This is a genomic window from Pseudonocardia sp. T1-2H (assembly GCF_038039215.1).
In the GTDB taxonomy this organism is placed as follows: domain Bacteria; phylum Actinomycetota; class Actinomycetes; order Mycobacteriales; family Pseudonocardiaceae; genus Pseudonocardia.
Window position 1 is genome coordinate 6,531,598 of sequence record NZ_JBBPCL010000001.1, and the last position, 25,750, is coordinate 6,557,347.

The window sequence follows — 25,750 nt, forward strand, 5'->3', positions numbered from 1 at the left end:
GCAAGCCAGGAGGCCGCGCCGGTCTCTCCCGGCGCGGACCGTAGCAACACGTGCCGACACGTCCGATCCGCTGTCCCCGGTGCGCCGCTCCCGGCGCTCCGGGCGGCGCTCAGGCCTGGGCCCGGAAGACCAGGCTCGAGTGCCCGACCCGGATCACGTCACCGTCGTTGAGCTGCCACTGCTGCACCGGGTTGCCGTTCACGGTGGTGCCGTTCGTGGAGCCCAGGTCCGACAGCGTCGCGGCCTGCCCGTCCCAGCTGATCTCCAGGTGCCGGCGCGAGACGCCGGTGTCCGGGAGCCGGAAGTTCGAGTCCTGGCCGCGGCCGACGACGTGGGTGCCCTCGGTCAGCTGGTAGCTGCGGCCGGAGCCGTCGTCGAGGGTGATCGACGCCTGCAGCGCCTGACCGTAGCCCGCGCCGCCCCAGCCCTGCTGCTGCCCGCCGGCGTACCCGCCCTGCTGCGCGCCGGCGTAACCCTGCTGGCCGTACCCGCCGTCGTAGCCCTGGTCGTACTGCTGGCCGTACCCGCCGTCGTAGCCCTGGTCGTACTGCTGGCCGCCGTAGCCCGGCTGCTGGCCGCCGTACCCGGGCTGACCGGCGTAGCCCTGGCCGCCGTAACCGCCCTGCTGCCCGCCGTCGTAGCCCTGCTCGTACCCGGGCTGGCCGTAACCGGGCTGCTGGTAGCCACCCTGCTGGTAGCCCTGCTGGCCGCCGTACTGCTGGTCTCCGTAGGCGCCGCCCTGCTGGGCGCCGTAGCCACCCTGCTGACCGTACCCGCCCTGCTGGTCGTACCCCTGCTGGCCGTAGGCGCCACCCTGCTGCGCGCCGTAGGCGTTGCCCTGCTGGTCGTACTGCTGACCCTGCCCCTCCCGGCGGTCGCCCGCCGGAGGTGCGTAGGTCTGCTGGCCGTATCCGCCGGGGGCGCCACGGTCGTAGCCGTACTGCCCGTTCTCCTCGGGGTGGCCCGGTTGCTGGCTCATGGGTGCTTCTCCTGCGTTGCGAGCTCGAACGGCGGTCCGGCGGGAAGCGTCGGGGTCCACGGACGAGCGGGTGCGGAACTGTCCCGTGTGCAGCGCCTCGGAGCGCTCCAGGAAGACTACGACCTCGCCGTAGGTGTCCCATCCCTGGTCGGCGAGTTGTTCGGCGACGTGGGAGGACAACGACTCGACGACCGCCGCCGAACCCTCCACGTCGCCGGCCATGCGATCGAGATCGCTGGGGCTGAGCTGCACGACATACCGGTTGGGTGCCAGCAGGCGCCCTCCCGCGAGCGGCTCGATGTGATCCTCGGCTTCCCTGAGCAGTGCCTGTGCGACTTCCTGGGGAACGACACTGCCTCCGAAGACCCGCGCGAAGGCGTCGCCCACCATCCCCTGGAGACGGCGTTCGAAACGATCGACGCGGCCCAACGACCTTCCTCCGTTCGCATCGGCGTGTTACCGGCAGGCACGATCGTATCTGTGCTAGCCCGCCGGGTGGTGACGCCCGACCGGGGGCTCATGGTGACAGGGGGGTGAAAACCGGTGAGGTGCAGGTCACGAGCTCGTCTCGGTCCGGACTCGGGGTCCGGTTCGCGGAGTGATGTGACGGCGGGCACAGCACTGCCGGTCGACGCGGGTGATCACGGTGAAGATCGTTCCTGCCGCCCGGGTCAGGGGTCCCGGCCGACGCGTGGGACCCCCCGTGCAGGGCCCCGGAACGACCCCGTGCTAGCTTTTCTCTCGCCAGGGCGAGTGGCGGAATGGCAGACGCGCACGGTTCAGGTCCGTGTGTCCGAAAGGACGTGAGGGTTCAACTCCCTCCTCGCCCACAGTTCCTCTCGACGGGACACCGTCTCCCGATGATCGAAGGCCCCGCAGCCGCGGGGCCCTTTCTTCATGTCCGGTCTCACCCGCGCACCGCGGGTCGGTCCGGGTGATCGGCCATCACGAGGACGTCCGCGGCGCCCCCCGGGTCCCGTTCGCGCTCGTACCGCTCGAACACGGGAAGCGTCCAGAGGTCGTCCGGATGCGTCCGGCGGTGCAGTTGGGCGCCTCCCATGCGCAGGTGCACCGAGATGTCGACGGGCAGGCCGCGGCCCAGGAGCAGCGAACCCGACAGCACGACCACCCCGGACGGGCCCAGGTCGCGGTATTCCTCGCGGTAGGCGCGGTCCCGCTCGGCGTCCCAGAGCCGGGGGAGCACCCGGCCGGCGCCGTCCGGGGCGGCGGGATCGAGGACCTCGCGGCGTAGCGCCCCCTCGTCGAGCCAGCCGTCGAGGAACATCTCCTCGTCCTGGTGCCCGTACTCGAGCCGCACGGACGCGGGCCGCAGGAAGTCCGCCGCCCGGACGTGCAGCGCTGCCCGCCCCGCCGGCCGCAGCGCCTCGACGACGGCCGCCGCCAGCCGGTCCGGCCCCGTGGGCGGGGCGCCGTCGACCACCAGCCGGACCCGGCCCGGGCGCGCGGTGACCAGCGCTGTGACGTGCTCGGCCAGCACCTCGGGGGAGACGGGGCGGATCGCGCCGGGCCGGGTCCCGTCTGCGGGTCGGGCTCCGTTCGCGGATCGGGCCGGGCTCACTGCCGGTAGTTCTCCACAACGGCCGGGTCCCGCTCCTGCGCCGCGTCGGGGTCCTCGCCGGCCGCGCGGCGGGCGTCCCGCTGCCGGAGCAGGTCCCAGAGGCGGTCCAGCTCGACGCTGATCCGCTGGAGCCGGGCCTGCTCCTCCTCCGAGAGGGGCTTGCCGATGTGGGCGCGCTCGAGCCGGTGCTCCTCCTCGACCAGCTCGCTGATGTGGTGCCGAATGTCCCGGTCGTCCGCCATGCCGTCCTCCACTGCTTGCCGCTCCGGTGACGAGTACCCAAAACTAGTCCGGTGACGGGCGACGACGGCGGGACCGGTGGCTCGGTCCTGCGCGCCCTGCGGGTGATCGAGGCCGTCGCCGCGGCGGGGGACGGGGTCACGGCGAAGGCCATCGCGCGCCGCCTCGGCTGCCCGCTCCCGACGGCGTACCGGGCGCTCGGCACGCTCGTCGAGGAGGGGTACCTCGTGCGGCTGCACGCGGTGCGGGGCTACGGGCTCGGCTACCGGGTCGCGGAGCTGCACCGCAGCCTCACCGCGCAGGTCCGCCCGTCGGCGGCCGTCCGCGCCGTTCTCGCGGACCTGCACTCCGGCGTCGGTGCCGCCGCCTACCTGGCCGTTCTGCGCGACGTCGACGTGGTGGTGGCGGACATCGACCGGTGCGCCGACCACCCGGGGGCGGTGGACCTGCGCGTCGGCGAGCCCGCGCCCGCACACGCGACGGCCCTGGGCAAGGCGGTGCTCGCGGGCCTCGCCCCGGCCGCACTGGCGGACGTCCTGGGTCAGCGCGGGCTGGCCCCGCTCACCCCGCGCACGGTGGCGGACCGGCGGGCGCTGGACCGTGAGCTCCTGCGGGTGCGCACCGCGGGGGCGGCGGTGGAGGTGGAGGAGTTCCACCGGGGTGTCGCGGGGATCGCGGTGGCCGTGCGCGGGCCGGGCGGCGTGCCGGCGGGGGCGATCGGGGTGTCGATCACGCGGGCCGAGTTCGGCGCGCGGCGCTGGGAGCTCGAACACGCCGTCCGGGAGGCGGCGGACCGGGCGGGCCGCGCCGGCACGGCGATCGCCACCTGACTGCTCACGCACGGGTCGGCGTGCCCACGCCCACGTTCCGGCGCGGGCGCGGGCACGCGAAGGGCCGGGTCAGCGGGCGAGCTCGGCGAGGGCGTCGAGCTCGGTGAGCGTCTCCTTCGCGCCCTCGTGGTCCTGCAGCTCGAACAGGACGCGGTCGACGCCGGCGGCCGCGTAGGACTCGAGCGCCGCCGGCTTCGGGGCCGCGCCGTAGACCGTCACGGTCACCGGCTTGTCGATCTTCGCCGCGCGTTCCCGCAGCTCGGCGATCCGGCGGCCGAACTCGTCGAGGCCGGAGAGCGGGATCCGCAGCGGGATCCAGCCGTCGCCGTGGGAGAGCACACGGTCCAGGACGGTCGGCCCGCCGCCGCCGATCAGCACCGGCGGCACGCGCAGGGGCTTGGGCCAGGACCAGATCGGGTCGAAGTCCACGAACTCGCCGTGGAACTCCGGCTCGTCCTGCGTCCAGATCAGCCGCATCGCCTCGAGGCGCTCGAGCATCTCCGCCGTCCGCCGCCCCGGGTTCGCGCCGTGGTTCGCCATCTCCTCGACGTTCCACCCGGGCCCGACGCCGAGCTCGAACCGGCCGCCGGAGAGGCGGTCGACGCTCGCCACCGCCTTGGCCAGCGTGATCGGGTGGTGCTGGTTGATCAGTGAGACCCCGGTGCCCAGCGCGATCCGCTCGGTCACCGCGGCGATCGCGCCCAGGGCGACGAACGGGTCGTACGTGTGCCAGTACTTGCGCGGCAGCTCCGCACCCCCGGGCCAGGGGGATCTCCGGCTCGTCGGGATGTGGGTGTGCTCGGTGAGGAACAGCGAGCCGAAGCCCCGCTGCTCGACCGCGCGGCCCAGCTCGAGGGGGGCGATCCCGTAGTCGGTCAGGAAGGTGACGACGCCGAATTCCATGATCTGCACCTTGCCATCCGGGGCGCCGCGATCACACGGTCCGGCCGTTCCCGGCGTTTCGGTCGATCTTCGTCGGGAACCGGGCGCGGAGGCGGATCCGGCGATAGGTTCGGCCCATGGCGCCCCGCACCGAACCCCCCTTCCGCGCCGACCACGTCGGCTCCCTGCTCCGCCCCGAGTCCCTCCTCGACGCCCGCGCCGCGCACGCCGAGGGCCGGCTGGACGCCGACGGGCTCCGCGAGGCGGAGGACGCCGCGATCCGCGACGTCGTCGCGCTGCAGGAGGAGATCGGGCTGCAGGCCGCCACGGACGGCGAGTTCCGCCGCACGTCGTGGCACATGGACTTCATCTACCAGCTCGGCGGGATCACGAAGACGGACGAGCAGATCCGGGTCCGGATGATCAACGCCGAGGGCGAGGGCGCGTTCACCTCGGCCGGCCTGGCGATCTCCGAGAAGGTCCGGCTGCGCGAGCCGATCTTCGCCGACGCGTTCCGGTTCCTCGCCGAGCAGACCACCACGGCGGTCCCGAAGCTGACGATCCCGTCGCCGAGCATGGTCCACTACCGGGGCGGGACCGCGGCGATCGACCGTGGCGTGTACCCGGACGTCGAGGAGTTCTGGAACGACCTCTCCGCCGCCTACGCGGACGAGGTGCGGGCCCTCGCGGAGCTCGGCTGCCGCTACCTCCAGCTCGACGACACCAGCCTCGCGTACCTCAACGACCCGGCCCAGCGCGCCGAGATGGCCCTGCGTAGTGACCCTGCCCGCCCGGACGACGCCGAGCACCAGCACCTGCGCTACATCCGGCAGATCAACGCGGCGATCGCGGACCGGCCGTCGGACCTGTTCGTGACCACGCACATGTGCCGCGGGAACTTCCGCTCCTCCTGGGCGGCCGAGGGCGGCTACGACTTCGTCGCCGAGGCGCTCTTCGGCGAGCTCGCCGTGGACGGCTTCTTCTGCGAGTTCGACGACGAGCGCTCCGGCGGGTTCGCCCCGCTGCGCTTCGTCCCGCCGGGCAAGCAGGTCGTCCTCGGGCTGGTGACGACGAAGAACGGCAGGCTGGAGGACGCGGACGCCCTCAAGCGCCGGATCGACGAGGCCGCGAAGTACGTGCCGCTGGAGCAGCTCTGCCTCTCCCCGCAGTGCGGCTTCTCCTCCACGGTCGAGGGCAACTCCCTCACCCTGGACGAGGAGATCGCGAAGCTGCGGCTGATCGTCGACGTGGCGCAGGACGTCTGGGGCTGACGCCCCCTGTGCGCGAACAACGTTGTTCCCGCGACGGTTTCCGCGCACGAGCGCGGCAGCGCAGGATTGCGGCGTTCGCTGAGGCGACGTTCCCGCGCACGAGCACCGGAGGTGCCCATGGAGGGACCCGCAGGCTGGGGGGTTCCGCTGTACAGGCGCGCGCTCGACGGCGTCCCGGCGGGCGCGTCCGTGCTCGACGTCGGCTGCGGGCCGGGCGCCTTCGCGGCGTTCGCGCTGGACCGGGGCCTGCACGTCACCGGGATCGACGAGGACCGGCGGGCCGTCGTCGCGGCCACCGCTGCGGTGCCGCGCGCGGAGTTCCGGGTCGGCGACGCGCACCAGCCGGGCTTCCCGGACGGGTCGTTCGACGTCGTCGCCTGCATCCAGGTCCTCGCCCACGTCACGAACCCGCTGAAGGTCCTGCGCGAGGCCGCCCGGGTGGCCGTGCCGGGAGGACGGATCGTCGCGACCGTCTGGGGCCGCGAGGAGGAGTGCGACGTCCGGGCCTTCGGGGACTCCCTCGCCGCGTTCCTGCCGCCCCGCGACGGCCGGCGCACGCCGGGCGGGCCGCCGCCGCTGACCGAGCCGGACCGGTTCCGCAAGATCGCCGGCCTGGCAGGACTGGACGTCGTCGCCCTCGACGAGGTGACCTGCGCGTTCGACTACCCGGACGAGGACGCGCTGCTGGGCCCGTTGCTGCTGTCCGACATCGGCCGCTACGCCGCGGGCCGTGCCGGACCCGCGGTCGTGCGGAAGACGGCAGCCGCCGGCCTCGCGCGCTTCCGCACGGAGACCGGCGGCTACCGGCTGAACAACCTGTTCCGGGTGCTGCAGGCGCGCCCGGAGGGGTCGTGAGCGGAAACCGTCGCCCTGGCAACGATTTCCGCGCACAGGCAGCGTCAGCTGCGTCCTGCCGCCGCCGCCGAGTAGCGGGTCTGCAACAGGGACTTGCAGTACTCGCCGTTGGTCTCGATCCCGACCCGCTGCAGCCGCGCGCGGCGCAGGTGCAGCGGGACCTGCTCCGTCGTCACCCGGCTGCCGTCGAGGTGCAGCAGCAGCGGGGCGTCGTCGTCGCAGGGCAGGCCGAGCCAGCGGCGACGCTCGCGGAGGCGGGTCAGCTCCTCCGACGGAGGCACCTCGCCGAGCGTGAGCTCCGCCAGCTTCTCCGGGAACACCCCGGCGTCCACCAGCGGCCGCGCGACCCGGTCCTGACCGGCCATCGCCGCCTTGGTGAGGAACGTGCGCCGCAGCTCGTCGAGCTCCGCCGTCGCCTCCCCGCCGAACGACCCGACGAAGCCCGCGTGGGCCGCGACCCCGCCGTTGATCTCGTCGGACGCGTGGTGATCGGCCAGGGTGACCGTCGCGTGCCGGACCCCGGGGACCGCGGACACCGCGTCGTAGGCGTCCGCGACCATCAGGAACGAGAAGTTGGGCGCGCAGAAGAACGTGGGCAGCCGCAACCCGACGGCGACGTCCCCGTCGGGGGAGACGGTGCACGACTCGACGAAGTCGAGGTCCGTGATGGGCTCGTCCAGCTCCGGGTCGAGCACCGTCTCCAAGGCCTTCCACACGGCCTGCCACTGCCTCGACTTCTCGGGGGCAGGCAGACCTGTCACGCCCGGGCTCCCGCCTTGTCCTCCACGAGCTCCTCGCCCGGCTGCATCGCCTCGTCCGCCGAGGTGGGCAGCTGGCACTCCGCCGGCACCGGGATGTCGTAGAGCTTGGCGGCGTTGAGGCCGAGGATCTTCTTCTTCGACGCCGTGGTGAGCCGCGGGTAGTCGGTGAAGGCGTCGTCGTCCGGCATCTGCCAGTCGACCAGGCCCTCGACCTGCCACTTCGGCACCCAGATGTTGTAGTCGCTGCCGAAGGTCATCTTGTCCTCGCCGACCCAGAACAGCAGCTCGCCCATGACCTTGGCGAAGAACTTCGGGCGGGCGTGCATCAGGCCGCCGACCACGACCGACAACCCCGCGTAGACGTTGGGCTCCTGCACCGCCATGAAGCAGAAGTCCTCGATGCGCGGCAGCCCCACGTGCTCGACGATGAAGTTGAGGTCCTGGAAGTCCGTCGCGGCGTGGTCGACGTCCGCGACGTCGAACGCGTCCTTGTCCAGCGGCCAGATCGTGGGGCCCTTGTGCACGTGGATGTTCTTGACCCCGAGCTCCTGCGCGGCCTGCAGGAAGTGGTACGCCTCGGGGTCGGTGAGCTTGTAGCCGCGCGAGTCGCCGTTCCACTCCGCGGTGTAGAGCTTCACGCCCTTGTGGTGGTACTTCGCGCAGTCGGCCTCGAGCTGCTTGAGCCCGGCGTCGCCCTCACGCGGGTCGAAGCGGCCGTTGACGATCAGCCGGTCACCCCACTTCTCGAGGAGCTGCGCGTTCTGGTCGACGGTGTTGAAGCCGTCCTTGTACCACTCCTTCAGGTACGTCGACTGGAAGATCGCGTAGTCGACGTGGCCCTCCTGGAACATGTCCCGGTCGAAGTCCTCGGGGCTGACCTTGAGGTAGTGCTCCCAGTCCCAGTGCGTCTCGGGCGGGCCCAGCTGGTGGTAGCCGTAGAAGCAGTCGATCCAGCCCTTGGCGAACTGCTCCTTGCCCTCGACCCAGTTCTCCTTCGACGCATCCCAGAAATGGCTGTGGGAGTCGACGATGAAGTACTTCTCTCCGTCTTTCTCGTACATGTGGTGGTGTCCTTCCGTTCAGCGCCAGTGCTGGTCAGGGACGTGCGACGAGATCAGGGAACGAGGATCGCGCGGCCGCGGACGCGGCCGGCGTCGAGGTCGTGCAGCGCGTCGAGCGCGGCATCGAGCGGGTACTGCTTCGTGTGCAGCGTGACCTTCCCGGCCTGGGCCAGGACCATCAGCTCGGCGAGGTCGTTGTAGGTGCCGACGATGTTGCCGATCACGTTCTTCTCGCCGGCCACGAAGTCCAGCGTCGGCGCGCGGAACTCGCCGCCGTAGCCGATGACGTACTGGTAGCCCGCCGGCGCGGTCATCTTCCAGGCGTCGAGCTCGGCGCCCTGCTCGGCGACGAAGTCGAAGACGACCTCGGCACCCTTGCCGTTCGTCAGGTCCAGGACTGCCTCGACGTGCGTCCCGTCGGCCTCGACGGTCTCGTCGGCCCCGATCTGCTTGGCCAGGTCCAGCGCGTCCGGGTTCTTGTCGACGACGATGATCCGGGTGCCGGTGATCGCGGCGAGGGACTGGATGCCGATGTGGCCGAGGCCGCCGGCGCCCTGCACCACCGCGGTGGTGCCCGGGTAGAGATGCGGGACGGCCTTGCGCACCGCGTGGTAGGCGGTGATGCCCGCGTCCGCCAGGGCGGCGACGTCGGCGGGATTGGTGTTCGGGTCGAGCTTCACGCAGGCCCGGGCGGTGGTGCGCAGGTACTCGGCCATGCCGCCGTCGTTGTTGGACAGGCCCGGGAAGAACGCGTTCTCGCACTGCATGTCCCGGCCCGCGCGGCAGGCGAGGCAGAGCCCGCAGCTGGGCTGCGGGTGCAGGATCACGGTGTCCCCGACGGCGACGTTGGAGACGCCCTCGCCGATGGCCTCGACCCAGCCCGCGTTCTCGTGGCCGATCACGTAGGGCAGCTCGGGATTCATGGCCTCGGCCCAGTCACCGTTGATGATGTGCAGGTCGGTGCGGCACACGCCCGCGCCCCCGACCTTCACGATGACGTCCAGCGGGCCCTGCAGGGTGGGTTCGGGGATGTCGTCGATCGTCGGATCGGAGTGGTACTCGTGCACCCGGACGGCTCTCACGTCCGCACCTCCTTCTCGCTCGGCACTGTCTTCTTCTCGCTCGGCACTGTCTTGGAAGCTCGGGACGGGTGTGCTCCCGGTCACGCTGATCACAATCCGGGCTGGCATGGCTCACAAGGCCGCTGATTCCGGTGAGCGAGAAAACGGGCATATCAGTCACCGAACTGAGGTGCGGGGGAGTCGGAAGCCGATCTCCCACGCCGGTGAAACGGGCGCTGAGCTGCGGGAACGGGTGAAGACCTGCGGATCTCGCGCTCGCCGCCCGAGGTGTCTCATCCTGCGACGCCCTGGCCTCCGGACAGGTTCCGGTCCGACGGGTGAGCCGAGGTTTCACGTGAAACATCGCGGAGCAATAGCTACTCGTGAGTAACATCGCGGCCATGGCAGACGACGCGAGCTGGGTGGCCGAGGCGATGGCGGCCTCCGTGCCCTGGGTGACGACGGCGGGGATCCAGTTCGGCGCGATCACCACCGAGAGCGCCGTGGCGACCCTCCCGGACCGGCCGGAGCAGCGCAACCACGTCGGCGGCCCGCACGCGGCCGTCCTCTTCGGCCTCGGGGAGACGGCCTCGGGGGCCGTCGGTCTGGCCGCGTTCGGATCCACGATGGACCGGGCGACGCCGCTCGTCGTCCGGTCGGACATCGGGTACGTGCGGCTGGCGAAGGGCCCGATCACGGCCGAGGCGGTGCTGGAGCGCCCGGCGGCGGAGGTGCTGGCCGAGCTCGACGCCGGGGTGCGGCCGGAGTTCACAGTCGGGGTGGTCCTGACCGACGGCGAGGGCAGGGAGACGACCCGGATGCGGGTGGTCTGGACGTTGCGTCCCCACCGAGGGTGAGGTTTCGCCGGAAATACCCCGGGTAGGACGAGGCGTCCCCCGGCGATCGTCGCTAGCGTCGCGCCAATGCGAACTGTCATCGCCGGAGGACACGGGAAGATCGCGCTGCGGCTCGCCACGCTGCTGGCCGGCCGTGGCGACGAGGTGGTGGGCGTGGTGCGCAACCCGGACCACCGCGAGGACGTCGAGGCCACCGGTGCCACGTGCGTCGTGCTGGACCTGGAGTTCGCCGGCGCCGAGGATCTTGCGCCGCACCTCGAGGGCGCGAACTCGGTGGTGTTCGCCGCGGGCGCGGGCCCGAACAGCGGCGCGGCGCGCAAGGACACCGTGGACCGGGCCGCCGCCGAGCTGCTCGCGGACGCCGCGGCGCAGGCCGGGGCGGGCCGCTACCTGCTGGTGTCCTCCACCGGGGTCGACGCCGAGCCGTCCGCCGACCGCGGCGACGTCTGGGCCGCCTACCTCAGGGCGAAGAAGGCTGCCGAGGAGGCGATCCGCGCCACCGATCTGGCCTGGACGATCCTGCGGCCCGGCCTGCTCACCGACGCCCCGGGCACCGGACGGGTGCTCCTCGCGCCGCCGCCGGTCGAGAAGGGCGAGATCAGCCGGGACGACACCGCGGCCGTCCTCGCGTGCCTGCTCGACACCCCGTACACCGCCGGGATGGTCCTCGAACTGCACGACGGGGACCAGGAGATCCACGAGGCGGTCGCGAGGCTGCGGCCGTGAGCTCCGCCGACGCCCGCCAGGAGTTCGACGTCGTGGTCCTCGGCGCCGGACCCGCCGGGGAGAACGTCGCCGACTACGCCCACCGGGCCGGACTCTCGACCGCGGTCGTCGAGTCCGCGCTGGTCGGCGGCGAGTGCTCGTTCTGGGCCTGCATCCCGTCGAAGGCGCTGCTCCGCACCCCCAACGCCGTCGCCGCCGCGCGCCGGCTGCCCGGGGTGAGGGCGGATTTCGACCCGTCGGCGGTGCTCGCCCGCCGGGACCGGTTCGTGCACGACTACGACGACTCCGGCCAGGCCGAGTGGCTCGGCGGAGCGGGGATCACCCTGGTCCGGGGCTGGGGCCGGCTCGCGGGGGAAAGGCCGTCGCCGTCGACACCGGGGACGGCACGCGGACGCTGACGGCGCGCCACGCCGTCGTCGTCGCGACCGGGAGCACGCCGGTCACGCCGCCGATCCCCGGCATCGACACCGTCCGGACCTGGGGATCACGGGACGCGACCGGGGCCAAGGAGGTCCCGCGCCGGCTCGGCGTGCTCGGCGGCGGGGTGGTCGGGGCCGAGATGGCGCAGGCGTTCGCCCGGCTCGGCTCCCAGGTGACGATCATGGTGCGCGGGGACCGGCTGCTCGCCTCCTACGAGCCGACGGCCGGGGAGCGGGTCGCCGAGGCGTTCCGCTCCGACGGCATCGACGTCCGGCTGGACCAGGGGCTCGACGCCGTCGCGAAGGCCGGGGACGCGATCGCCCTGACCCTCGGCGAGGAGACGATCGAGGTCGACGAACTGCTCGTCGCCACCGGGCGCAGGCCCAACAGCACGGACGTCGGCGTGGACACCGTCGGGCTGAAGCCCGGCGATGCCCTGACCACGGACGACTCCGGTCTGGTCCGGGGCGTCGACGGCGAGTGGCTCTACGCGGCCGGTGACGTCGCGGGCAAGGTCCCGCTCACGCACATGGGCAAGTACGAGGCCCGGATCGTGGCCGCCGCCCTCGCCGCCCGGGCCGGCGGGAGGCCCGTCGCCGAGGGCCCGTGGGGCGAGCACGCCGCCACGGCGGACCGCGTCGCCGTCCCGCAGGTGGTGTTCACCGATCCCGAGGTCGCCCACGTCGGGCGGACGGCCGAGCAGGCCCGCGCCGGGGGAGTCGTCGACGTCCGCACCGTGGAGATCGACATCGCGGTGGCCGGCTCGTCGCTGCACGCGGACGGCTACTCGGGCACGGCGGTGATGGTCGTCGACGGGACGCGGGAGCTCGTCATCGGCATGACGTTCGTCGGCCAGGACGTCGCCGAGCTGCTGCACTCCGCGACGATCGCGATCGTGGGCGAGGTGCCGCTGAACCGGTTGTGGCATGCGGTGCCGGCGTTCCCGACCATCAGCGAGGTGTGGTTGCGGCTGCTCGAGGCGTACCGGGCGGGTGATCACCGGAGCGGTCCGGCCTAGGGAGCGGTCTGGCTCAGCGCCGCGGCGAGACCGATCGTCACCGCCATCAGCGCGACCTCCAGCCCGGCCCACCTCAGCACCGGGAGGGTGCCGCTGCGGAGGCGCCGGCGGGCCAGCCCGCCGAGCGCGGCGAGGAGCGCCAGGCAGAGCGTCTTGGCCACCAGGAGCCGGCCGTAGCCACTGCTCAGCAGGTCGCCGAGGCTCGGGAGCCGGAGGAACGCGTTCACCAGGCCGGTGATCGTCAGCATGACCAGCGCGGCGGTCGCGATGCGGGAGAAGCGGGGCAACGCGCGCTCGAGCAGGAGGCCGTGGCGCGCGACGAGCACGAGCGTCGCGCCGAGCCCGCCGACCCACAGCGCCGCCGCACCCACGTGCAGCGCCACCATCACGACGGCGAGCTGGTGGTCCGGCGAGGAGCCGGTGTGCCCGGTGACGGCCGGGGTCAGCGTTCCCAGCAGCGCGACGACGAGCAGGACGCGCGGGGGCACCGCGTCCGGCCTCCGTAGCCGGACGACCACGCAGCCGAACACCGCGGCGGCGCAGAGCACGGTGAGCACCAGCCCGCGGCCTGCGGCGAGACGGGTCGCCCACAGCGTGACGTCGTCGGCGCCGAGCGATCCGACGGGGCGGCCATAGCCGTCCGCGGCCCGGAAGAGGATCGAGATCAGCGCCGTGACCAGCCAGAACCCGGCGACGGGCAGCATCGCCTGGTCCGCCCGGCGGACCACCGCGCCGCCGTCGCGGGCGTACCGGCCGGCCGTCGGCACCAGGATCCCGGTCAGGCTCAGGCCCACGCAGGCCACGGCCGCGGTCTCCATGGCCGATCGGCTCGCCAGGGCGCCGACCTCGATCGAGCCGGTGAGCGAGCCGACGGCGAAGGCGGCGACGAGCGCCGCGGCGACCGCGAGGCCCGCCCACACGACCGGCGCGAGCCGGTCGACGGCAGCGGGCCTCGTGGTCGAGCGGGTCATCCCTCGGAACCCCCGCGGCCGAGCCGCATGGCCACGACGACGCCGGCGGCCACCAGCACCACCGCACCGACGATCCACGGCCAGACGGGGGAGCCCCCGGAGCCGTTGTTCTGCTGGGCCACGGGCGCCGGCGAAGCCTCGGCCGGAGCCGGGGCGGCCGCCACCGCGCTCGACGCGGGCTGGGCGGCCGCCGGTCCGGGCGCGGTCAGGGTGAAGGCGATGCTCCCGCTGACCGGGTGCCCGTCGTCGGAGAGAACGCGGTAGCCGACCTGGTAGCGGCCGGCGGGCCCGAGCGGGTTCACCGCGACGCTCACGGTGTCCCCGTCGGCGAGGACCTCGCCGTTCTCGTAGTGCGTCTTCCCGTCCGGGCCGATCACCGTGAGCTCGTTGAAGCCCTGCTGCATGGTGTCGCTGAAGGTGACCGAGACCCTCGACGGGCCGGTGGCCAGGCTGGCCCCGTCCGCCGGGTCACTGCTCTCGAACTCCGCGTGCGCGAACGCCGGGGAGGCGCCGAGCAGGAGCGCCAGGGCCGCGACGAGGCCGACAGCCGCGCCGCGCAGGGTCGTGCGCATGCTCACTCCCGGCCTCCCGTCGTGGTGGTGGTCGGGCCGGTGGTGGTCGAGCGGCGGTTGCGCATAGCTGCGCCGCCGCCGAGCCCGAGGCCGAGCGCGCCGAGCAGCAGGCCGCCACCGCCCAGCCAGCGGGCGGTCGTGTCCGCGTCGCCGCTGCTCGCGGGGGTGGCGTCCGTGGCGTGCCCGTGGCCGCCGTCCGCGGCGGCCGGGGTCAGGGTGACGGTGGGCGCCGGGTGCTCCGGCTCCGCCGCGCCCGGCGCGGCCGTCTGGTCCCAGGCGACGACCTTGCCGTCGTCGTAGGTCTGGATGGCGGGCAGGACGAGGGTGGTCGTGTCGTCCGGCAGCGGGCCGACCGAGATCGGGAAGTCCACGAACTGCCCCGGACCGATCTTCGTGCCGGGCTGCGCGGTGAAGGTGACGGTGCTGACGGCCTTGGTGACCGTGGACTCGCCGCGCTGGATCGGCTTCGGCAGCGGGTTCGTCACGACCTCGGCCGTCCAGCCGGGCTGAGGGGTGGTCCGTGCCGAGCCGACCGGATGGTCCGCGGGGAAGGTGACCTGCAGCTTCACGGTGCCGGCGGTGTCCGACTCGTTGGGCACGCGCAGGCTGATGACGGTGTACCCGCCCTGGGTGGCGGTGCCCGGCTGGGCGGTGACGTGGGCGAGGGCGGGGGCGGCGCCGACGAGCAGCAGGCCCCCGGCCACGGTGGCGACGGCCGCGCCGCGGCCGAGATTCTTGATCATTTCTGAGGTGTCTCCGGGTGACGTCCGCGCACGCCGGGGACACCGGCGTCACGCGGGAGGGATGAGAGGGATCCGAGGACGGATCCGGACCGGAGGCCCACGGCGGAGCAGGGCGGACGTGACGGCCCGGGCCGTGTGCCCGACGACGCCGGCGGCCGGGACCGGCAGCGTGACCGGCGGGACGTCGACGGCGGGTGGGGCGAGCCGGCGCGGCAGCGCCCGGCGCAGACCCGCGAGAAGCAGGCCCAGCAGGACGTCGACGTCCCGGAGGAGCGCGGCCGTCACCAGGGTCGCGACGGCGTGCATGACCAGCATCGACGGGCCGGACGGGCCGGCGGCTTCCGGGTGATCGTGGCCGAGGACGACGAGCAGCTCGTGCAACGCGAACTGGCCGCCGCCGAGGACGAGCAGCAGGCCCACCGGGCCGCGCGTCCGCTCCGCGAGCCCGACCGTGGCCAGTGCCAGGAGCGGGCCGAGGACGACGAGCATTCCCAGATCGGGGAGGGTGCCGCCGCCCGCGAGGTGGCCCAGCGCCGCCAGGAACGTACCGAGCGACGCCAGCACGGCGCCCCGCATCACCGGGCCGGCCCAGGGGCCGGCCCCGGACGAGGAGCTCCGGGGTCGCATGACCCCAGACGGTAGCCGGTGGGGGATCCGGAGGAACCCCCTAACCCGAAGGGGTGGCCGCCTACCCCCGGATGCCGAGGTGATCCAGCAGTTCGATCTCGACGCGGTCCAGCTCGCCGGACACGGCCCGGAACGCGGTCCGGCGGCGGGCACCGGGCATCTGCTCGGCCGCCCGGATCGCGACGGCGAGGTCCGCCAGCCGCGGCCGGGTGTCCTGCGCGAACCGGCGGGCGGCGCCGGTGGCCCGGACGTCCTGGCCCGACTCCAGCTCGTCGAGCGCCTCGGCGATCCGCGAGATGCGGGCGTGCAGCGTCCCGCCGCGGCCGGTGTAGCGGCCCAGCTGGTCCGGCGGCACGCCGAGCCGGCGGGCCTTGTGCAGGTCCCAGCGCTCGCGCGCGACGCCCGCCCCGGCGATGGCGTAGGGCACCAGCAGGGGTGCGACGGCCTTGCCGACCCCGATCATCCGCTTGGCGCGGGCCGGGGTAGGCCTTCCGGACGGCCCTGCCGACGTCCTGGGAGGTCTGCGCGACCTCCGCGAGGCCCTCGGCCGCACCGGACTTCTTCTTCCGCAGTCCCATGTGCTGCCGTCCTCCTGGTCCGTCGTGCCGGCCTGCCGGGAACGGTCGGCGGGACCGTTCTCGGTGATCGCAGGCAGCTTAGGGGGCGGGGGAGGTGGTGGCAGGCGCGGAGGTTGTCGGTGGCGGTCTCTACCCTCATGCGTGTGACGGCGACGATCTCCGGGCGGGGTGACCCCCGGCCGTACCGGGCCGAGGGCCGGGCGGTCTTCCTGGACGCCTCGGCGATGACGCGTTGCCGTCGCCGCATCCATCTGGACAACGACCCGCAGGCGGCCTCCGAGCCGCGGGCCCTGCCGGACCCCGCCCTCGAGCAGCGCCGCGCGGACGCCGCCGAGCACCGCGCCCGGATCGCCGCCGAGCTGGCGGGTGCGCTCGGCGAGGGCTGGCACTCGGTGCCCGAGGGGGACCGCGCCTCGCGGATCGCGGCCACCGCGGAGTCGTCGAGGCCGGTGTCCCGGTCATCGGCAACGGCGCGCTGCCGCAGGACCCGGCGGGTCGTCGCGGCGCCGCGGAACTGCTCGTCCGGGTCCCGGGCGGGGGATACGCCCCGGTCATCGTCGTCCGGCACCGGGTCACCGATCCCGGTTCCGGTGCGTTCACCACGCCGTTGCGGGAGCCGTGGCCCGCCCTCGCCGCGCCGGACCCGGCGCGCAAGGTCCGGTCGCAGCCGCGGGACCTGCTGCGCCTCGCCCATCTCGTCCGGATGCTGCAGGCCGCGGGCTGGGCGCCGGCCGCTGACGTGCAGGGAAGCGACGTCGGCGGCGTCGTCGGCCTGGACGCGGACGTCGTCGTGTGGCACGACCTGCGGGCCGGGCACTGGCCGGGCCTGCGCAGCACGATGGACGAGTACGACGCCCGGTTCGTCGACCGGGAGGCCGTCGCCCGGGCCGCCGCCGAGGGCGGCCCCGCGCTGGCCGCGCCGTCTCGGGTGCTGGAGTGCCGCAGCTGCCCGTGGTGGCCCACCTGCGAGACCGTGCTCTCGCAGGCCCGGGACGTCAGCCTCGTCGTGCGGGGGAGACGGCCGTCGCGCTGCGCGAGGCGGGCATCCGGACGGTCGACGAGCTCGCCGCGCTGGACCCCACGGGCGAGCCGCCGGTGGTGCTGCCCGGCATGGCGTTCGCGGACACGGTCGCCCTGGCCCGGGGGTGGGGCCGCGGGCTCGCGGTCGTGCGCCGGGTGCCGCGGGTGCCCGTCCGGCGCGCGGACGTCGAGGTGGACGTGGACATGGAGAGCTTCGGGGAGTCGGGGGCGTACCTCTGGGGTGCGCTGCTGACGTTGCCGGGCGGGGTCCGCGAGGGGGACGACGTGCTGGGGCCCGAGGGCTACCGCTCGTTCGCCACCTGGGAACCGGTGCCCACCGAGGACGAGGCGCGCTCCTTCGCCGAGTTCTGGACATGGCTGTCCCGGGTGCGGGCGCGGGCCGCGGAGACCGGTCGCACGTTCGCCGCGTACTGCTACAACGAGCAGGCCGAGAACCGGTGGCTGCTGGGCTCCGCGCGGCGCTTCGCCGGGCGGCCGGGGATCCCGCCGATCGCGGAGGTCGAGGAGTTCATCGCCGCGGACTCGTGGGTGGACCTGTTCGCCGTCGTCAACGACTGGTTCCTGTGCGCGCAGGGGAAGGGCCTCAAGAAGGTCGCGCCCGTCGCGGGCTTCGCCTGGCGGGACCCCGAGGCCGGCGGGGAGAACTCGATGCGCTGGTACCGGGACGCCGTGGGGATGGACGGCGAGGAGCCGGACCCGGCGCAGCGGATGCGGCTGCTGGAGTACAACGCGGACGACGTGCACGCCACGCACGCGCTGCGGCACTGGATGTGCTCCCCGTCGATCGACGACGTCCCGCTCGCGTCCGAGCTCTGAGCCCGCGCGCGTCGGCCTCTGGGCGCGCCTCGGCGGCGCCGGAACCGACCGACCGGTAGCCCTCCGGACCGGCGCGTAACCTCGGGGGTATGGGGATGTTCGGGTTCGGACGTGACAAGACGTCGATGGTCGCCGCCGAGGACGCGCTTCCCGGGCGGTCCGCCCCGCTCGCGGTGCCGGAGACGCACTTCGTGAACGGCAACCGCCTGGTGCCGCCCTTCCCGGAGGGGCTGTCGACGGCGGTGTTCGGCATGGGCTGCTTCTGGGGCGCCGAGCGGAAGTTCTGGCAGACCGACGGGGTGTACTCGACGGCCGTCGGCTACGCGGGCGGCTACACCGAGAACCCCACCTACGAGGAGACCTGCACCAACCTGACCGGGCACGCCGAGGTCGTCCTCGTGAAGTTCGACCCGGCCCGGGTCAGCTACGAACAGCTGCTGAAGGTGTTCTGGGAGAACCACGACCCCACGCAGGGGATGCGCCAGGGCAACGACGTCGGCACGACGTACCGCTCCGCGCTCTACTACGTGGACGACGCCCAGCGCGAGCTCGCCGAGTCCACCGCGAAGGTCTACGGCGAGGCGCTGCGCGCGGCCGGCCGCGGGGAGATCACCACGGAGGTCGCCCCGCTGACGCAGTTCTACTACGCCGAGGACTACCACCAGCAGTACCTGGCGAAGGTGCCGAACGGCTACTGCGGCGCCGGCGGCACGGGCGTGAGCTGCCCGATCGGCACGGGCGTCGCCAGCCCCGAGGCCTGACCCGACGCCCGACCTGCCCGCCCGCCGACGCACGTTGGCGGTCCCGCGCACATGACGTGACCGGTGCGTGAGCACGTCGGCATCGGCGTGAGCGCGCGGACCTGGGCGTGAGCGCGGGTGCGGAGCATGATGGCGGCGTGGCGGTCCACTGGTGCACGGTCCCCGCGCCGAGGCCGGTCGGCGCGCTCACCCTCGTCGTGAGCGACGCGGGGCTCTGCCGTGTCGCGTTCGGCGACCGTCCCGACGCGGCGACGGCCGCGGCCACCAGGCTCGGCACCGAGGCCGTCGAGGACCCCGCGGGCACCGAACCCGCCCGCACCCAGGTGCTCGAGTACCTCGCGGGCGAGCGCCGGAGGTTCGACCTGCCGCTGGACTGGCGGCTCACCGCGGGCACCCCGCGCACCGTGCTGCAGACCCTGTTCGCGCACGTCGGGTACGGCTCCACCACCACCTACGCCGAGCTGCGCGGAGCTGCTCCGGCGCGTACGCCGGGCACGGCTACACCGCCGCCCGCGGCGTCGGGTCGATCATGGGCTCGAACCCGCTGCCGGTCGTCGTGCCGTGCCACCGGGTCACCGCCGCGGACGGGCCGGGCGGCTTCGGCGGGGGCCGCCCGACGAAGGAGTGGCTGCTCGCACTCGAGGGCGTCCTGACCCCGGCGTTCGACCTCGACCTGGGATGATCGCGCTGCTCGAGGCGGTGCGGACGCGGGATCCCGGGTTCGCGGTGCTACGCCGGGCCGTCCGGGTCGCCCTCGCGGCGTGCGTCGTGTTCTACCTCGGCCGGTACGTCCTCGACGACACCGTCTTCGCCGTCTACGCGGTGTTCGGCGTCGTCGCGCTCGGCGCGCTCTCCGACGTGTCGGGGCCGCCGCGGCACCGGACGAGGACGTTGCTCGGCTGCCTCGGCGTCGGCCTGGTGCTGGTGACGATCGGGACCCTCGTCGCGGCGAGCACAGCGGCCGCGGTCCTCGGGATGCTCGTCGTCGGCTTCCTGGTCGCGTTCGCCGGGGTGGGCGGACCGCGCTTCACCGGCGTCGCGAACGGGGTGCACCTGTTCTTCATCCTGCCGTGCTTCCCGCCCTACGCCCCGGACACGCTGCCGCAGCGGCTGCTCGGGCTGACCCTCGGCGTGCTCGCCCTGACCCTGGCGGACCGCTGGGTCCTCACCGACCCCGGGCCGCCCGGGTTCGCGCACCGGCTGCGCGAGGCGGCCGCGGCGGTCGGGGACCACCTCGACGCGCTCCTGACCGGCGACGACCGGCTGCCCGAGCGGCGCGCCGAGGCGCAGGGCCGGATCGAGCGGCTCCGGCTCAGTGCCCTGCCGCTCGGGGAGCGCCCGGCGGGCCCCGGAAGGAGGGACCGCGGGCTCACCCATGCCGCGGACGCGCTGCGGGCCGTCCACGGCCGGATCCTCGCCATCGCGGACACCGCGGGGACGCCGCCCACGCTGCCGGCCGATGTCGTCGTCGCCCTGGCCGCCGTGCGCCGCTCGCTGCTCGACGTCTGCGCCGCGCTCGGCGGCGTCGGCCCGCCTCCGGATCTGCGTCCCGTGGACCGGGCGATCGCCCGGGACGCCGCCGCCCGGCTCCGCCGGCTGACCGCCCCCGGCGGGGTCGCGGAACTGCTGCCGGACGCGCCGCTGCGGGTCGCGGCCCTCGAGGCGCTGCACGCCGAGCGCACCCTGGTGCTCGCCACCCGGGCCGCCGTGGGCGCGCCCCCGCCGCCCGAGGCCGCGGCGGACACCGGACCGGACGGCCCGTTCTGGTACGTCTGCGCCTCCGGGTGGAGCCTCTGGCGCCGGCGCCTGGCGACGCATCTCACGCTCCGCTCGGTGTACCTGCAGAACGCGGCCCGGCTCGCGATCGGGCTGGCGGTGGCGCGGTGGGTGGCCGGCGGGCTCGAGTTGCAGAACGGGTTCTGGGTGCTGCTCGCGACGCTCAGCCTGATGCGCACCTCGGTGACGGCGACCCGGGCCGCACTGGTTCCGGCCTTCGCCGGGACGCTCGCAGGCGCCGTCGTCGCGGCCGGGCTGCTCGCCGCGGCCGGGCCGGAAACCGTCGTCTACGCGATCGTCTTCCCGCTGCTGCTGGTGGCGGCGCTGGCCGGCGGGCCGCTGCTCGGGCCCGCCGTCGGCCAGGGCCTGTTCACGATCCTGGTGTCGGTGCTGTTCGCGCAGCTCTCCCCGGCGGGCTGGTCGCTCGCCGGGGTCCGGATACTCGACGTGGCGGTCGGCGGGATCGTCGGCGTCCTGATCGGGGTCGCGGTGTGGCCCAGCGGCGGGCGCCGGGAGGTCCGCCGCGCCGCGGCGCGTTGCCTCACGGTCGGGGCGGACGGGATCGAGCGCACCGCCGACCTCCTGACGGGCCGGCCGCGGGCCCGGGAGCACGACTCGCCGAGAGGGGTGGAGGAGTACCGCCTGCTGGTGCTCTTCGACGCGAGCTACGCCCAGTACCGCTCGGAGCCCCATCCACGCCGCGACGATCCGGTGGACTGGCTCGCCGTGCTCGGCGCCGCACACCGGCTGTACCGGGGATCGGCCGCCCTGCGCCGCCGGTTCGCCGACGCCGACCCGCTGCCCTGGCCGGTGGTCACGGCCGGGATGCGGGCCGCGGGACACGTGACGGCCGAGCGGTACCGGAGGGTGGCGTCCGCGCTGGCGGTCGACGAGCTGCCGGACCCCGGGCCCGATCCGGGGCCCGGGCTGCCGGAGTGGGTCCGCGTCGCCGCCGAGAAGTGCGACCAGGTCGACCACCCGGAGGCGATGCTCCGGGTGATCGACCTGTGGGGCTGGCTGAGCTGGCTCGCCGACGACCTGGCGCGGATCTCGGCCGGGGCCGGCGAGCGGTCAGCCCAGCACGGCCTGGATGTCGATGTCGATCCGTAGGGTCCGGCCGATGGCCAGGACGCCGGCCAGCACGGACTGGTTCCAGCTGATCGCGAAGTCGTCCCGGGAGATCTCGGTGGTCGCCGAGAACGCCGCGCGGGTCCCGCCCCAGAGATCCGGGCCGGTCCCGCGGTAGGTGACGTCCAGCGGGACCGCAGCGCTCACGCCCTTGAGGGTGAGCACGCCGTCGAGCCGCCAGTGCCGCGCGTCGATCCGGACGAGCCCGTCGCTCTTGTACGCGATCTCCGGGTACACGCCCGTGTCCAGGAAGTCCGCGGTGCGCAGGTGCGCGTCCCGCGTCTCGTCGTCCGAGTCCACGGACGCCGGATCGATCACGACCTCGACCGAGCTGTTCTCCAGCGGGTCCGCGACCTGGATCTGGCCGGCGAACTTGCGCAGCCGCCCGTGGATCCGGCTCAGCCCCAGGTGCAGGGCCGTGGCCTGGATGCTGGAGTGCTGGGGGTCGATCTGCCAGGTGCCCGGGGCCGGCAGCACGTCGCCGCCGACCTTGGGCAGTTCCAGCACGCCGAGCGAAGTGGCCCGGCCCTCGACCAGTGCGATCGTCCGAGCGGCGGGCTCGTGGCCCGCCGCCGCCGCGATCACCGTGTACGACCCGCCGGCCAGCCCGTCGAGGACGAACCCGCCGTCCTCCCGGCTGGACGCCCGGCCCTGCTGCACCCCGGTCGCGTCGACCGCGGTCAGCGTACCCCCGGTCACCGGCCAACCGTCGGGAGTCGTCAGACGCCCCGAAAGCTCACTCATCTCACTCCTCCTGCTATTCCCGTCTGGTCCGGTGCGCCCGCCGCGTTCGGCGCCGGGAACTCGACGTCCACGGAGGTCACCTCGCCGGCTCCCACCGTGACGATGCTCGCGACCGGCGCGTAACCGCTCGCCGTGAGCGTGTAGGCCCCGCCCTGCAGGTCCTCGAACGCGAAGCTGCCGTCCGGGGCGGTGACCGTGGACGCGACGACCGTTCCGCGCGCGTCGATCAGGGTGGCGAGCGCCTCGCCGACCCCGCGTCCGTCGCTGGCCGCGACGACCGTCCCGACGAGCCGGGCGCGGCGCGGCAGCACGACGTCCCGGTCGATCGTCGTCCCGCTGCTCAGCTCGACCGACTGCGCGACCGGCTGGAACGCCGGACCGGTGACCGTGAGCGTGTAGCGGCCCTCGGGCACCCCGGCCAGCGTGTAGCGGCCGGTCGCGTCCGGTGACCCGGTGGCCGCGACGTCGCCGCGCGCGTCGATCAGGGTGAGCAGGGCCGGCCCGACGGGCGTGCCGTCGGCGTCCCGGATCGTGCCACGCACGCCGCTGGTGCCGGCGAGCGGGACGTCGTGGCGGACCGGGCGGTCCGCGACGGCGACCATCGCGGCGTAGGGCTGGAACGTGCCGGAGGTGGCGACGACGAGGTAGGTCCCGCCCGTCGACACCGCGATCCGGTAGTTGCCCTCCCGGTCCGTGGTCGTGCGACCCTCCTGGCGGCCCGCCGGGTCCGTCAGGGTGACGACGGCGTCGGCGAGGCCGGTGCCGTCCGCGCGGTGCACGATTCCGGACACGGCCGGGCCCTCACCGCCGTGGAACCCGCCGTTGTGCGCCGCCGCGGACACCACGGGGATCGGGCCGGTGGCGGCCGACGGGTCCTCGAAGGGGCGCGTGCCGACCGGGCCGGTCTGCCCGGCCACGTGGGGCGCCTGCGGGGATCCGTCGCCGTTGAGTCCCGCGGACATGGCGTGCCGTCCTCTCGTTCCGTTGCCGTTCCATTCGTCGCCGTGCGCGGTGCCGTTCGCCGACCCGGCCGGCGGGTGCCCGTAGGCCGACGCCCCCGGAGGGGCACCGCCCCCGCCCACGGCCGCCCCGGCCGGCGCGGGCACGCGGTGCTGCTGCAGGGCCTCGACCGCGGCGCCGACGGTCGCCGGCGGCTCGGGCTGCTCGGCCTCCTCGGCCAGCCGGGCCTGGGCACCGGACATGGTGCGCAACGGGAGCTCCTTGATGAACAGGACCAGGACGAACGCCACGGCGAGCACGCACGCGACGATCAGGAAGGTCAGCGTCATCGACTCGGTGAACCCGACGAGGAAGGGGCGCGCGAGCCGCGCGTCGATCCGCTCCAGGAACGACGAGTCGTTCAGCACGCCGGTCGCGCTCGCGTCGCCGCTCTGCAGTGCACCGAGGATCTGCGCGTTGGCCGGGTTCGAGGTGACGGCGGGATCGGTCAGCGCGCCGTCGAACCCGGTCGTGGAGGCCGTCCGGAAGGCGCCGGAGATCTTGTCACCGACCGTGCTGAACAGGATCGACAGGAAGATCGCGGTGCCCAGGGTGCCGCCCATCTGGCGGAAGAACGTGGACGACGCGGTCGCGACGCCCATGTCCCGGGCGGGGACGGCGTTCTGCACGGCCAGCACGAGCGTCTGCATGCACAGCCCGAGGCCGAGGCCGAACAGCGCCATGTAGAGGTCGAGCTCCCAGAGCGGGATGTCCACGTCGACCAGGAAGTGCATCAGCAGCATCGCGCCGACCATGAACAGGGTGCCGACGATCGGGAAGATCTTGTACTTGCCGGTGCGCGAGGTGATCTGGCCGGAGACGATCGACGCGACCATGATCCCGCCGACCAGCGGCAGCATCAGGAACCCGGACTCGGTCGGGCTGGCCCCGTGCACGATCTGCAGGAACTGCGGCAGCAGCGCGATGCCGCCGAACATCCCCATTCCGATGACGACGCCGGCGACGCTGGACAGGCTGAACACGCCGTTGCGGAACAGCCGCAGCGGGAGCAGTGCGTCGTCGCCGTAGAAGCGCTCGGCCAGGATGAACAGGACCAGGCCGACCGCGCCGACGACATAGCAGGTGATCGAGCGTCCGGAGTCCCAGCCCCATTCGCGGCCCTGCTCGGCGACGATCAGCAGCGGCACGAGCCCGATGGCGAGCGCGACGGCCCCCGGCCAGTCGATGCGCGCCCTGCGCGGGGTGTGCGGCACGTTCAGCACCTTGGCGACGACGACCAGCGCCACCGCGCCGATCGGCACGTTCACCAGGAAGATCCAGCGCCAGCCGTCGATGCCGGCGATGGTGGCCTGGCCGGACAGCAGGCCGCCGATGACCGGCCCGAGCACGCTCGACGTGCCGAACACCGCGAGGATGTAGCCCTGGTACCGGGCCCGCTCCCGCGGCGGCACGATGTCGCCGAGGATCGTCAGGGCCAGGGCGAACAGGCCGCCGGCGCCGAGTCCCTGCACGGCGCGGAACGCCGCGAGCATGTACATCGACGTCGCGAACGTGCACAGGACCGATCCGACGAGGAAGATCGAGATCGCGAAGAGGAAGAGCGGCTTGCGGCCGTAGATGTCCGAGAGCTTCCCGTACAGCGGCGTGGAGATCGTGCCGGTGATCAGGAACGCCGTGGTGGCCCAGGCCTGCTGGCTCAGTCCGCCGAGGTCGTCGGCGATGGTGCGGATGGCCGTGGACACGACGGTCTGGTCGAGAGCGGCCAGGAACATGCCGAGGGCGAGCCCCACGAGGATCGTGACGATCTGCTTGTGCGAGAGCTCACCTCCCCGGTCCGTCTCCGGGGCCGGCCGTGGAACGGCGGCGGCGGTGGTCATCGGGTTCCCCCCTGCTCGTGGACTTGCAGATCGTTGACGAAGCGGCTCAGGAGCTCGGCCAGCTGCGCGCGGTGTTCCGGGGTCCACCCGGAGAGCGCGGTGGCGAGCTGCTCCGCGCGGCGGCGGCGTTCGAGGTCGAGGATCCGGGTGCCGTCGGTGGTGGTGGCGAGCAGCGTGGCGCGCCCGTCGCCCGGATCGGCCCGCCGCTCGACGAGCCCCGCCTTGACCAGGCCCGCGACCTGCCGGCTGATCGTGGACGGGTCCGCGCACATCGCCGCGGCGATCTCGCCGGAGCGCTGCGGGCCGTCGACGGCGAGGTGGGCGAGCACGGGGAACGCCGCACTCTCCAGCTCGGCCTCCGCGCGATGCGCGCCCCCCGCTTGACGAGGCGGATCAGCATGATCAGCGCGCGGGCGACGCGATCCGCGAGCGCGAGGTCCTCCTCGCCCGGACCGGGCGGCGGCGCGGTCAGCGCCGGGGTCCCACTCGCCATGGCAGCTCCTGATGATCTCTTTACCCTCGCTTTGCGTGTATCACGCAAGCAGTTGCTGGGCTCAACCATGCACCTGTGCCGTCGCTTCGGGCAACCCGAGAACGGGCCGGGTGCGGTGATGCC

General features: G+C 73.8%; 23 protein-coding genes, 1 tRNA gene and 4 pseudogenes. 12 read left to right on the forward strand and 16 right to left on the reverse strand.

Going from position 1 to position 25,750, the window contains the following annotated elements; genetic code table 11:
* Positions 1 to 109 precede the first annotated feature (109 nt).
* Both WBK50_RS32215 and WBK50_RS35530 read right to left on the reverse strand, forming a co-directional pair.
* Positions 110 to 979 (reverse strand): FHA domain-containing protein, encoded by an 870-nt coding sequence (locus tag WBK50_RS32215; protein ID WP_445942417.1) that lies wholly within the window; start codon positions 977 to 979, stop codon positions 110 to 112.
* A 126-nt stretch (positions 980 to 1,105) separates the two neighbouring features.
* A pseudogene (locus WBK50_RS35530) lies at positions 1,106 to 1,369 on the reverse strand (DUF3662 domain-containing protein); the annotation flags it as partial.
* 357 nt (positions 1,370 to 1,726) lie between these two features.
* Here WBK50_RS35530 and WBK50_RS32220 point away from each other — a divergent pair.
* Positions 1,727 to 1,809, forward strand: a tRNA-Leu gene (locus WBK50_RS32220).
* Between the two features lie 77 nt (positions 1,810 to 1,886).
* Here WBK50_RS32220 and WBK50_RS32225 read toward each other — a convergent pair.
* Positions 1,887 to 2,558: a uridine kinase gene (locus tag WBK50_RS32225; RefSeq protein ID WP_341339153.1), complete on the reverse strand. Its 672-nt coding sequence runs from the start codon at positions 2,556 to 2,558 to the stop codon at positions 1,887 to 1,889.
* Positions 2,555 to 2,800 carry a DUF2630 family protein gene (locus WBK50_RS32230; protein WP_341339154.1) on the reverse strand — a complete coding sequence of 82 codons (246 nt, stop codon included), beginning with the start codon at positions 2,798 to 2,800 and terminating at the stop codon, positions 2,555 to 2,557. The genes WBK50_RS32225 and WBK50_RS32230 overlap by 4 nt, the downstream gene beginning before the upstream one ends.
* Before the next feature lie 51 nt (positions 2,801 to 2,851).
* Between WBK50_RS32230 and WBK50_RS32235 the strand changes: the two genes are divergently transcribed.
* A complete protein-coding gene (locus tag WBK50_RS32235; protein ID WP_341339155.1) occupies positions 2,852 to 3,628 on the forward strand; it encodes an IclR family transcriptional regulator in 777 nt (258 codons plus the stop codon).
* Between the two features lie 69 nt (positions 3,629 to 3,697).
* Here the strand turns inward: WBK50_RS32235 and WBK50_RS32240 are convergent, their stop codons facing one another.
* Positions 3,698 to 4,531: an LLM class F420-dependent oxidoreductase gene (locus tag WBK50_RS32240; protein WP_341339156.1), complete on the reverse strand. Its 834-nt coding sequence runs from the start codon at positions 4,529 to 4,531 to the stop codon at positions 3,698 to 3,700.
* Positions 4,532 to 4,647: 116 nt separating this feature from the next.
* Here WBK50_RS32240 and WBK50_RS32245 point away from each other — a divergent pair, with 116 nt between their 5' ends.
* Both WBK50_RS32245 and WBK50_RS32250 read left to right on the forward strand, forming a co-directional pair.
* Positions 4,648 to 5,781, forward strand: coding sequence for a 5-methyltetrahydropteroyltriglutamate--homocysteine S-methyltransferase (locus WBK50_RS32245; RefSeq protein WP_341339157.1), 1,134 nt, complete (start codon positions 4,648 to 4,650; stop codon positions 5,779 to 5,781).
* Positions 5,782 to 5,898: 117 nt separating this feature from the next.
* Complete coding sequence (locus WBK50_RS32250; RefSeq protein WP_341339158.1) at positions 5,899 to 6,636, forward strand: class I SAM-dependent methyltransferase; 738 nt, start codon at positions 5,899 to 5,901, stop codon at positions 6,634 to 6,636.
* A gap of 44 nt (positions 6,637 to 6,680) precedes the next feature.
* Here the strand turns inward: WBK50_RS32250 and WBK50_RS32255 are convergent, their stop codons facing one another.
* The 3 genes from WBK50_RS32255 to WBK50_RS32265 are packed head-to-tail and all read right to left on the reverse strand — an operon-like array spanning position 6,681 to position 9,540.
* Complete coding sequence (locus tag WBK50_RS32255; RefSeq protein WP_341339159.1) at positions 6,681 to 7,397, reverse strand: iron-sulfur cluster assembly protein; 717 nt, start codon at positions 7,395 to 7,397, stop codon at positions 6,681 to 6,683.
* Positions 7,394 to 8,458 (reverse strand): amidohydrolase family protein, encoded by a 1,065-nt coding sequence (locus WBK50_RS32260; protein ID WP_341339160.1) that lies wholly within the window; start codon positions 8,456 to 8,458, stop codon positions 7,394 to 7,396. The genes WBK50_RS32255 and WBK50_RS32260 overlap by 4 nt, the downstream gene beginning before the upstream one ends.
* 53 nt (positions 8,459 to 8,511) lie before the next feature.
* Positions 8,512 to 9,540, reverse strand: a complete 1,029-nt coding sequence (locus WBK50_RS32265) for an NAD(P)-dependent alcohol dehydrogenase (protein WP_341339161.1) — start codon at positions 9,538 to 9,540, stop codon at positions 8,512 to 8,514.
* A gap of 380 nt (positions 9,541 to 9,920) precedes the next feature.
* Between WBK50_RS32265 and WBK50_RS32270 the strand changes: the two genes are divergently transcribed.
* The 3 genes and pseudogenes from WBK50_RS32270 to WBK50_RS32280 all read left to right on the forward strand — a co-directional run bounded on the left by WBK50_RS32270 (position 9,921) and on the right by WBK50_RS32280 (position 12,540).
* A complete protein-coding gene (locus WBK50_RS32270) occupies positions 9,921 to 10,376 on the forward strand; it encodes a DUF4442 domain-containing protein (RefSeq protein ID WP_341339162.1) in 456 nt (151 codons plus the stop codon).
* A 66-nt stretch (positions 10,377 to 10,442) separates the two neighbouring features.
* Positions 10,443 to 11,102: an NAD(P)H-binding protein gene (locus WBK50_RS32275; RefSeq protein ID WP_341339163.1), complete on the forward strand. Its 660-nt coding sequence runs from the start codon at positions 10,443 to 10,445 to the stop codon at positions 11,100 to 11,102.
* Positions 11,103 to 11,134: 32 nt separating this feature from the next.
* Positions 11,135 to 12,540, forward strand: a pseudogene (locus tag WBK50_RS32280) (dihydrolipoyl dehydrogenase family protein).
* Here the strand turns inward: WBK50_RS32280 and WBK50_RS32285 are convergent.
* The 5 genes from WBK50_RS32285 to WBK50_RS32305 all read right to left on the reverse strand — a co-directional run bounded on the left by WBK50_RS32285 (position 12,537) and on the right by WBK50_RS32305 (position 16,006).
* Complete coding sequence (locus WBK50_RS32285; protein ID WP_341339164.1) at positions 12,537 to 13,511, reverse strand: copper resistance D family protein; 975 nt, start codon at positions 13,509 to 13,511, stop codon at positions 12,537 to 12,539. The pseudogene WBK50_RS32280 and the gene WBK50_RS32285 overlap by 4 nt on opposite strands.
* Positions 13,508 to 14,083 (reverse strand): copper resistance CopC family protein, encoded by a 576-nt coding sequence (locus WBK50_RS32290; protein ID WP_341339165.1) that lies wholly within the window; start codon positions 14,081 to 14,083, stop codon positions 13,508 to 13,510. The genes WBK50_RS32285 and WBK50_RS32290 overlap by 4 nt, the downstream gene beginning before the upstream one ends.
* Before the next feature lie 2 nt (positions 14,084 to 14,085).
* Positions 14,086 to 14,826, reverse strand: coding sequence for a YcnI family copper-binding membrane protein (locus WBK50_RS32295; RefSeq protein ID WP_341339166.1), 741 nt, complete (start codon positions 14,824 to 14,826; stop codon positions 14,086 to 14,088).
* Positions 14,827 to 14,874: 48 nt separating this feature from the next.
* On the reverse strand, positions 14,875 to 15,453 hold the full coding sequence (locus WBK50_RS32300) for a hypothetical protein (RefSeq protein WP_341339167.1): 579 nt from the start codon (positions 15,451 to 15,453) through the stop codon (positions 14,875 to 14,877).
* A gap of 61 nt (positions 15,454 to 15,514) precedes the next feature.
* Positions 15,515 to 16,006, reverse strand: a complete 492-nt coding sequence (locus WBK50_RS32305) for a DUF6474 family protein (protein ID WP_341339168.1) — start codon at positions 16,004 to 16,006, stop codon at positions 15,515 to 15,517.
* Positions 16,007 to 16,255: 249 nt separating this feature from the next.
* On the opposite strand from WBK50_RS32305, the pseudogene WBK50_RS32310 reads away from it, so the two are divergent.
* The 5 genes and pseudogenes from WBK50_RS32310 (at position 16,256) to WBK50_RS32330 (ending at position 21,535) form a co-directional block, all read left to right on the forward strand.
* Positions 16,256 to 17,888: pseudogene (locus WBK50_RS32310) on the forward strand (TM0106 family RecB-like putative nuclease).
* Between the two features lie 95 nt (positions 17,889 to 17,983).
* The gene (gene msrA, locus WBK50_RS32315) at positions 17,984 to 18,649 is read left to right on the forward strand and encodes a peptide-methionine (S)-S-oxide reductase MsrA (RefSeq protein ID WP_341339577.1); all 666 of its coding nucleotides are present in this window, start codon (positions 17,984 to 17,986) and stop codon (positions 18,647 to 18,649) included.
* 137 nt (positions 18,650 to 18,786) lie between these two features.
* Positions 18,787 to 19,011, forward strand: a pseudogene (locus tag WBK50_RS32320) (methylated-DNA--[protein]-cysteine S-methyltransferase); the annotation flags it as partial.
* A gap of 167 nt (positions 19,012 to 19,178) precedes the next feature.
* Positions 19,179 to 19,331, forward strand: coding sequence for an MGMT family protein (locus tag WBK50_RS32325; protein WP_341339169.1), 153 nt, complete (start codon positions 19,179 to 19,181; stop codon positions 19,329 to 19,331).
* Positions 19,328 to 21,535: an FUSC family protein gene (locus WBK50_RS32330; protein WP_341339170.1), complete on the forward strand. Its 2,208-nt coding sequence runs from the start codon at positions 19,328 to 19,330 to the stop codon at positions 21,533 to 21,535. Before WBK50_RS32325 ends, WBK50_RS32330 begins: the two co-directional genes overlap by 4 nt.
* On the opposite strand, the gene WBK50_RS32335 is transcribed toward WBK50_RS32330, so the two are convergent.
* Genes WBK50_RS32335 through WBK50_RS32345 form a run of 3 tightly spaced genes read right to left on the reverse strand, consistent with a single transcriptional unit; the run spans position 21,497 to position 25,643 of the window.
* On the reverse strand, positions 21,497 to 22,297 hold the full coding sequence (locus WBK50_RS32335; protein ID WP_341339171.1) for a YceI family protein: 801 nt from the start codon (positions 22,295 to 22,297) through the stop codon (positions 21,497 to 21,499). The genes WBK50_RS32330 and WBK50_RS32335 overlap by 39 nt on opposite strands.
* Positions 22,294 to 25,134, reverse strand: coding sequence for an MFS transporter (locus WBK50_RS32340; RefSeq protein ID WP_341339172.1), 2,841 nt, complete (start codon positions 25,132 to 25,134; stop codon positions 22,294 to 22,296). The genes WBK50_RS32335 and WBK50_RS32340 overlap by 4 nt, the downstream gene beginning before the upstream one ends.
* Positions 25,131 to 25,643 carry a MarR family winged helix-turn-helix transcriptional regulator gene (locus WBK50_RS32345; protein ID WP_341339578.1) on the reverse strand — a complete coding sequence of 171 codons (513 nt, stop codon included), beginning with the start codon at positions 25,641 to 25,643 and terminating at the stop codon, positions 25,131 to 25,133. Before WBK50_RS32345 ends, WBK50_RS32340 begins: the two co-directional genes overlap by 4 nt.
* Positions 25,644 to 25,750: the final 107 nt, after the last annotated feature.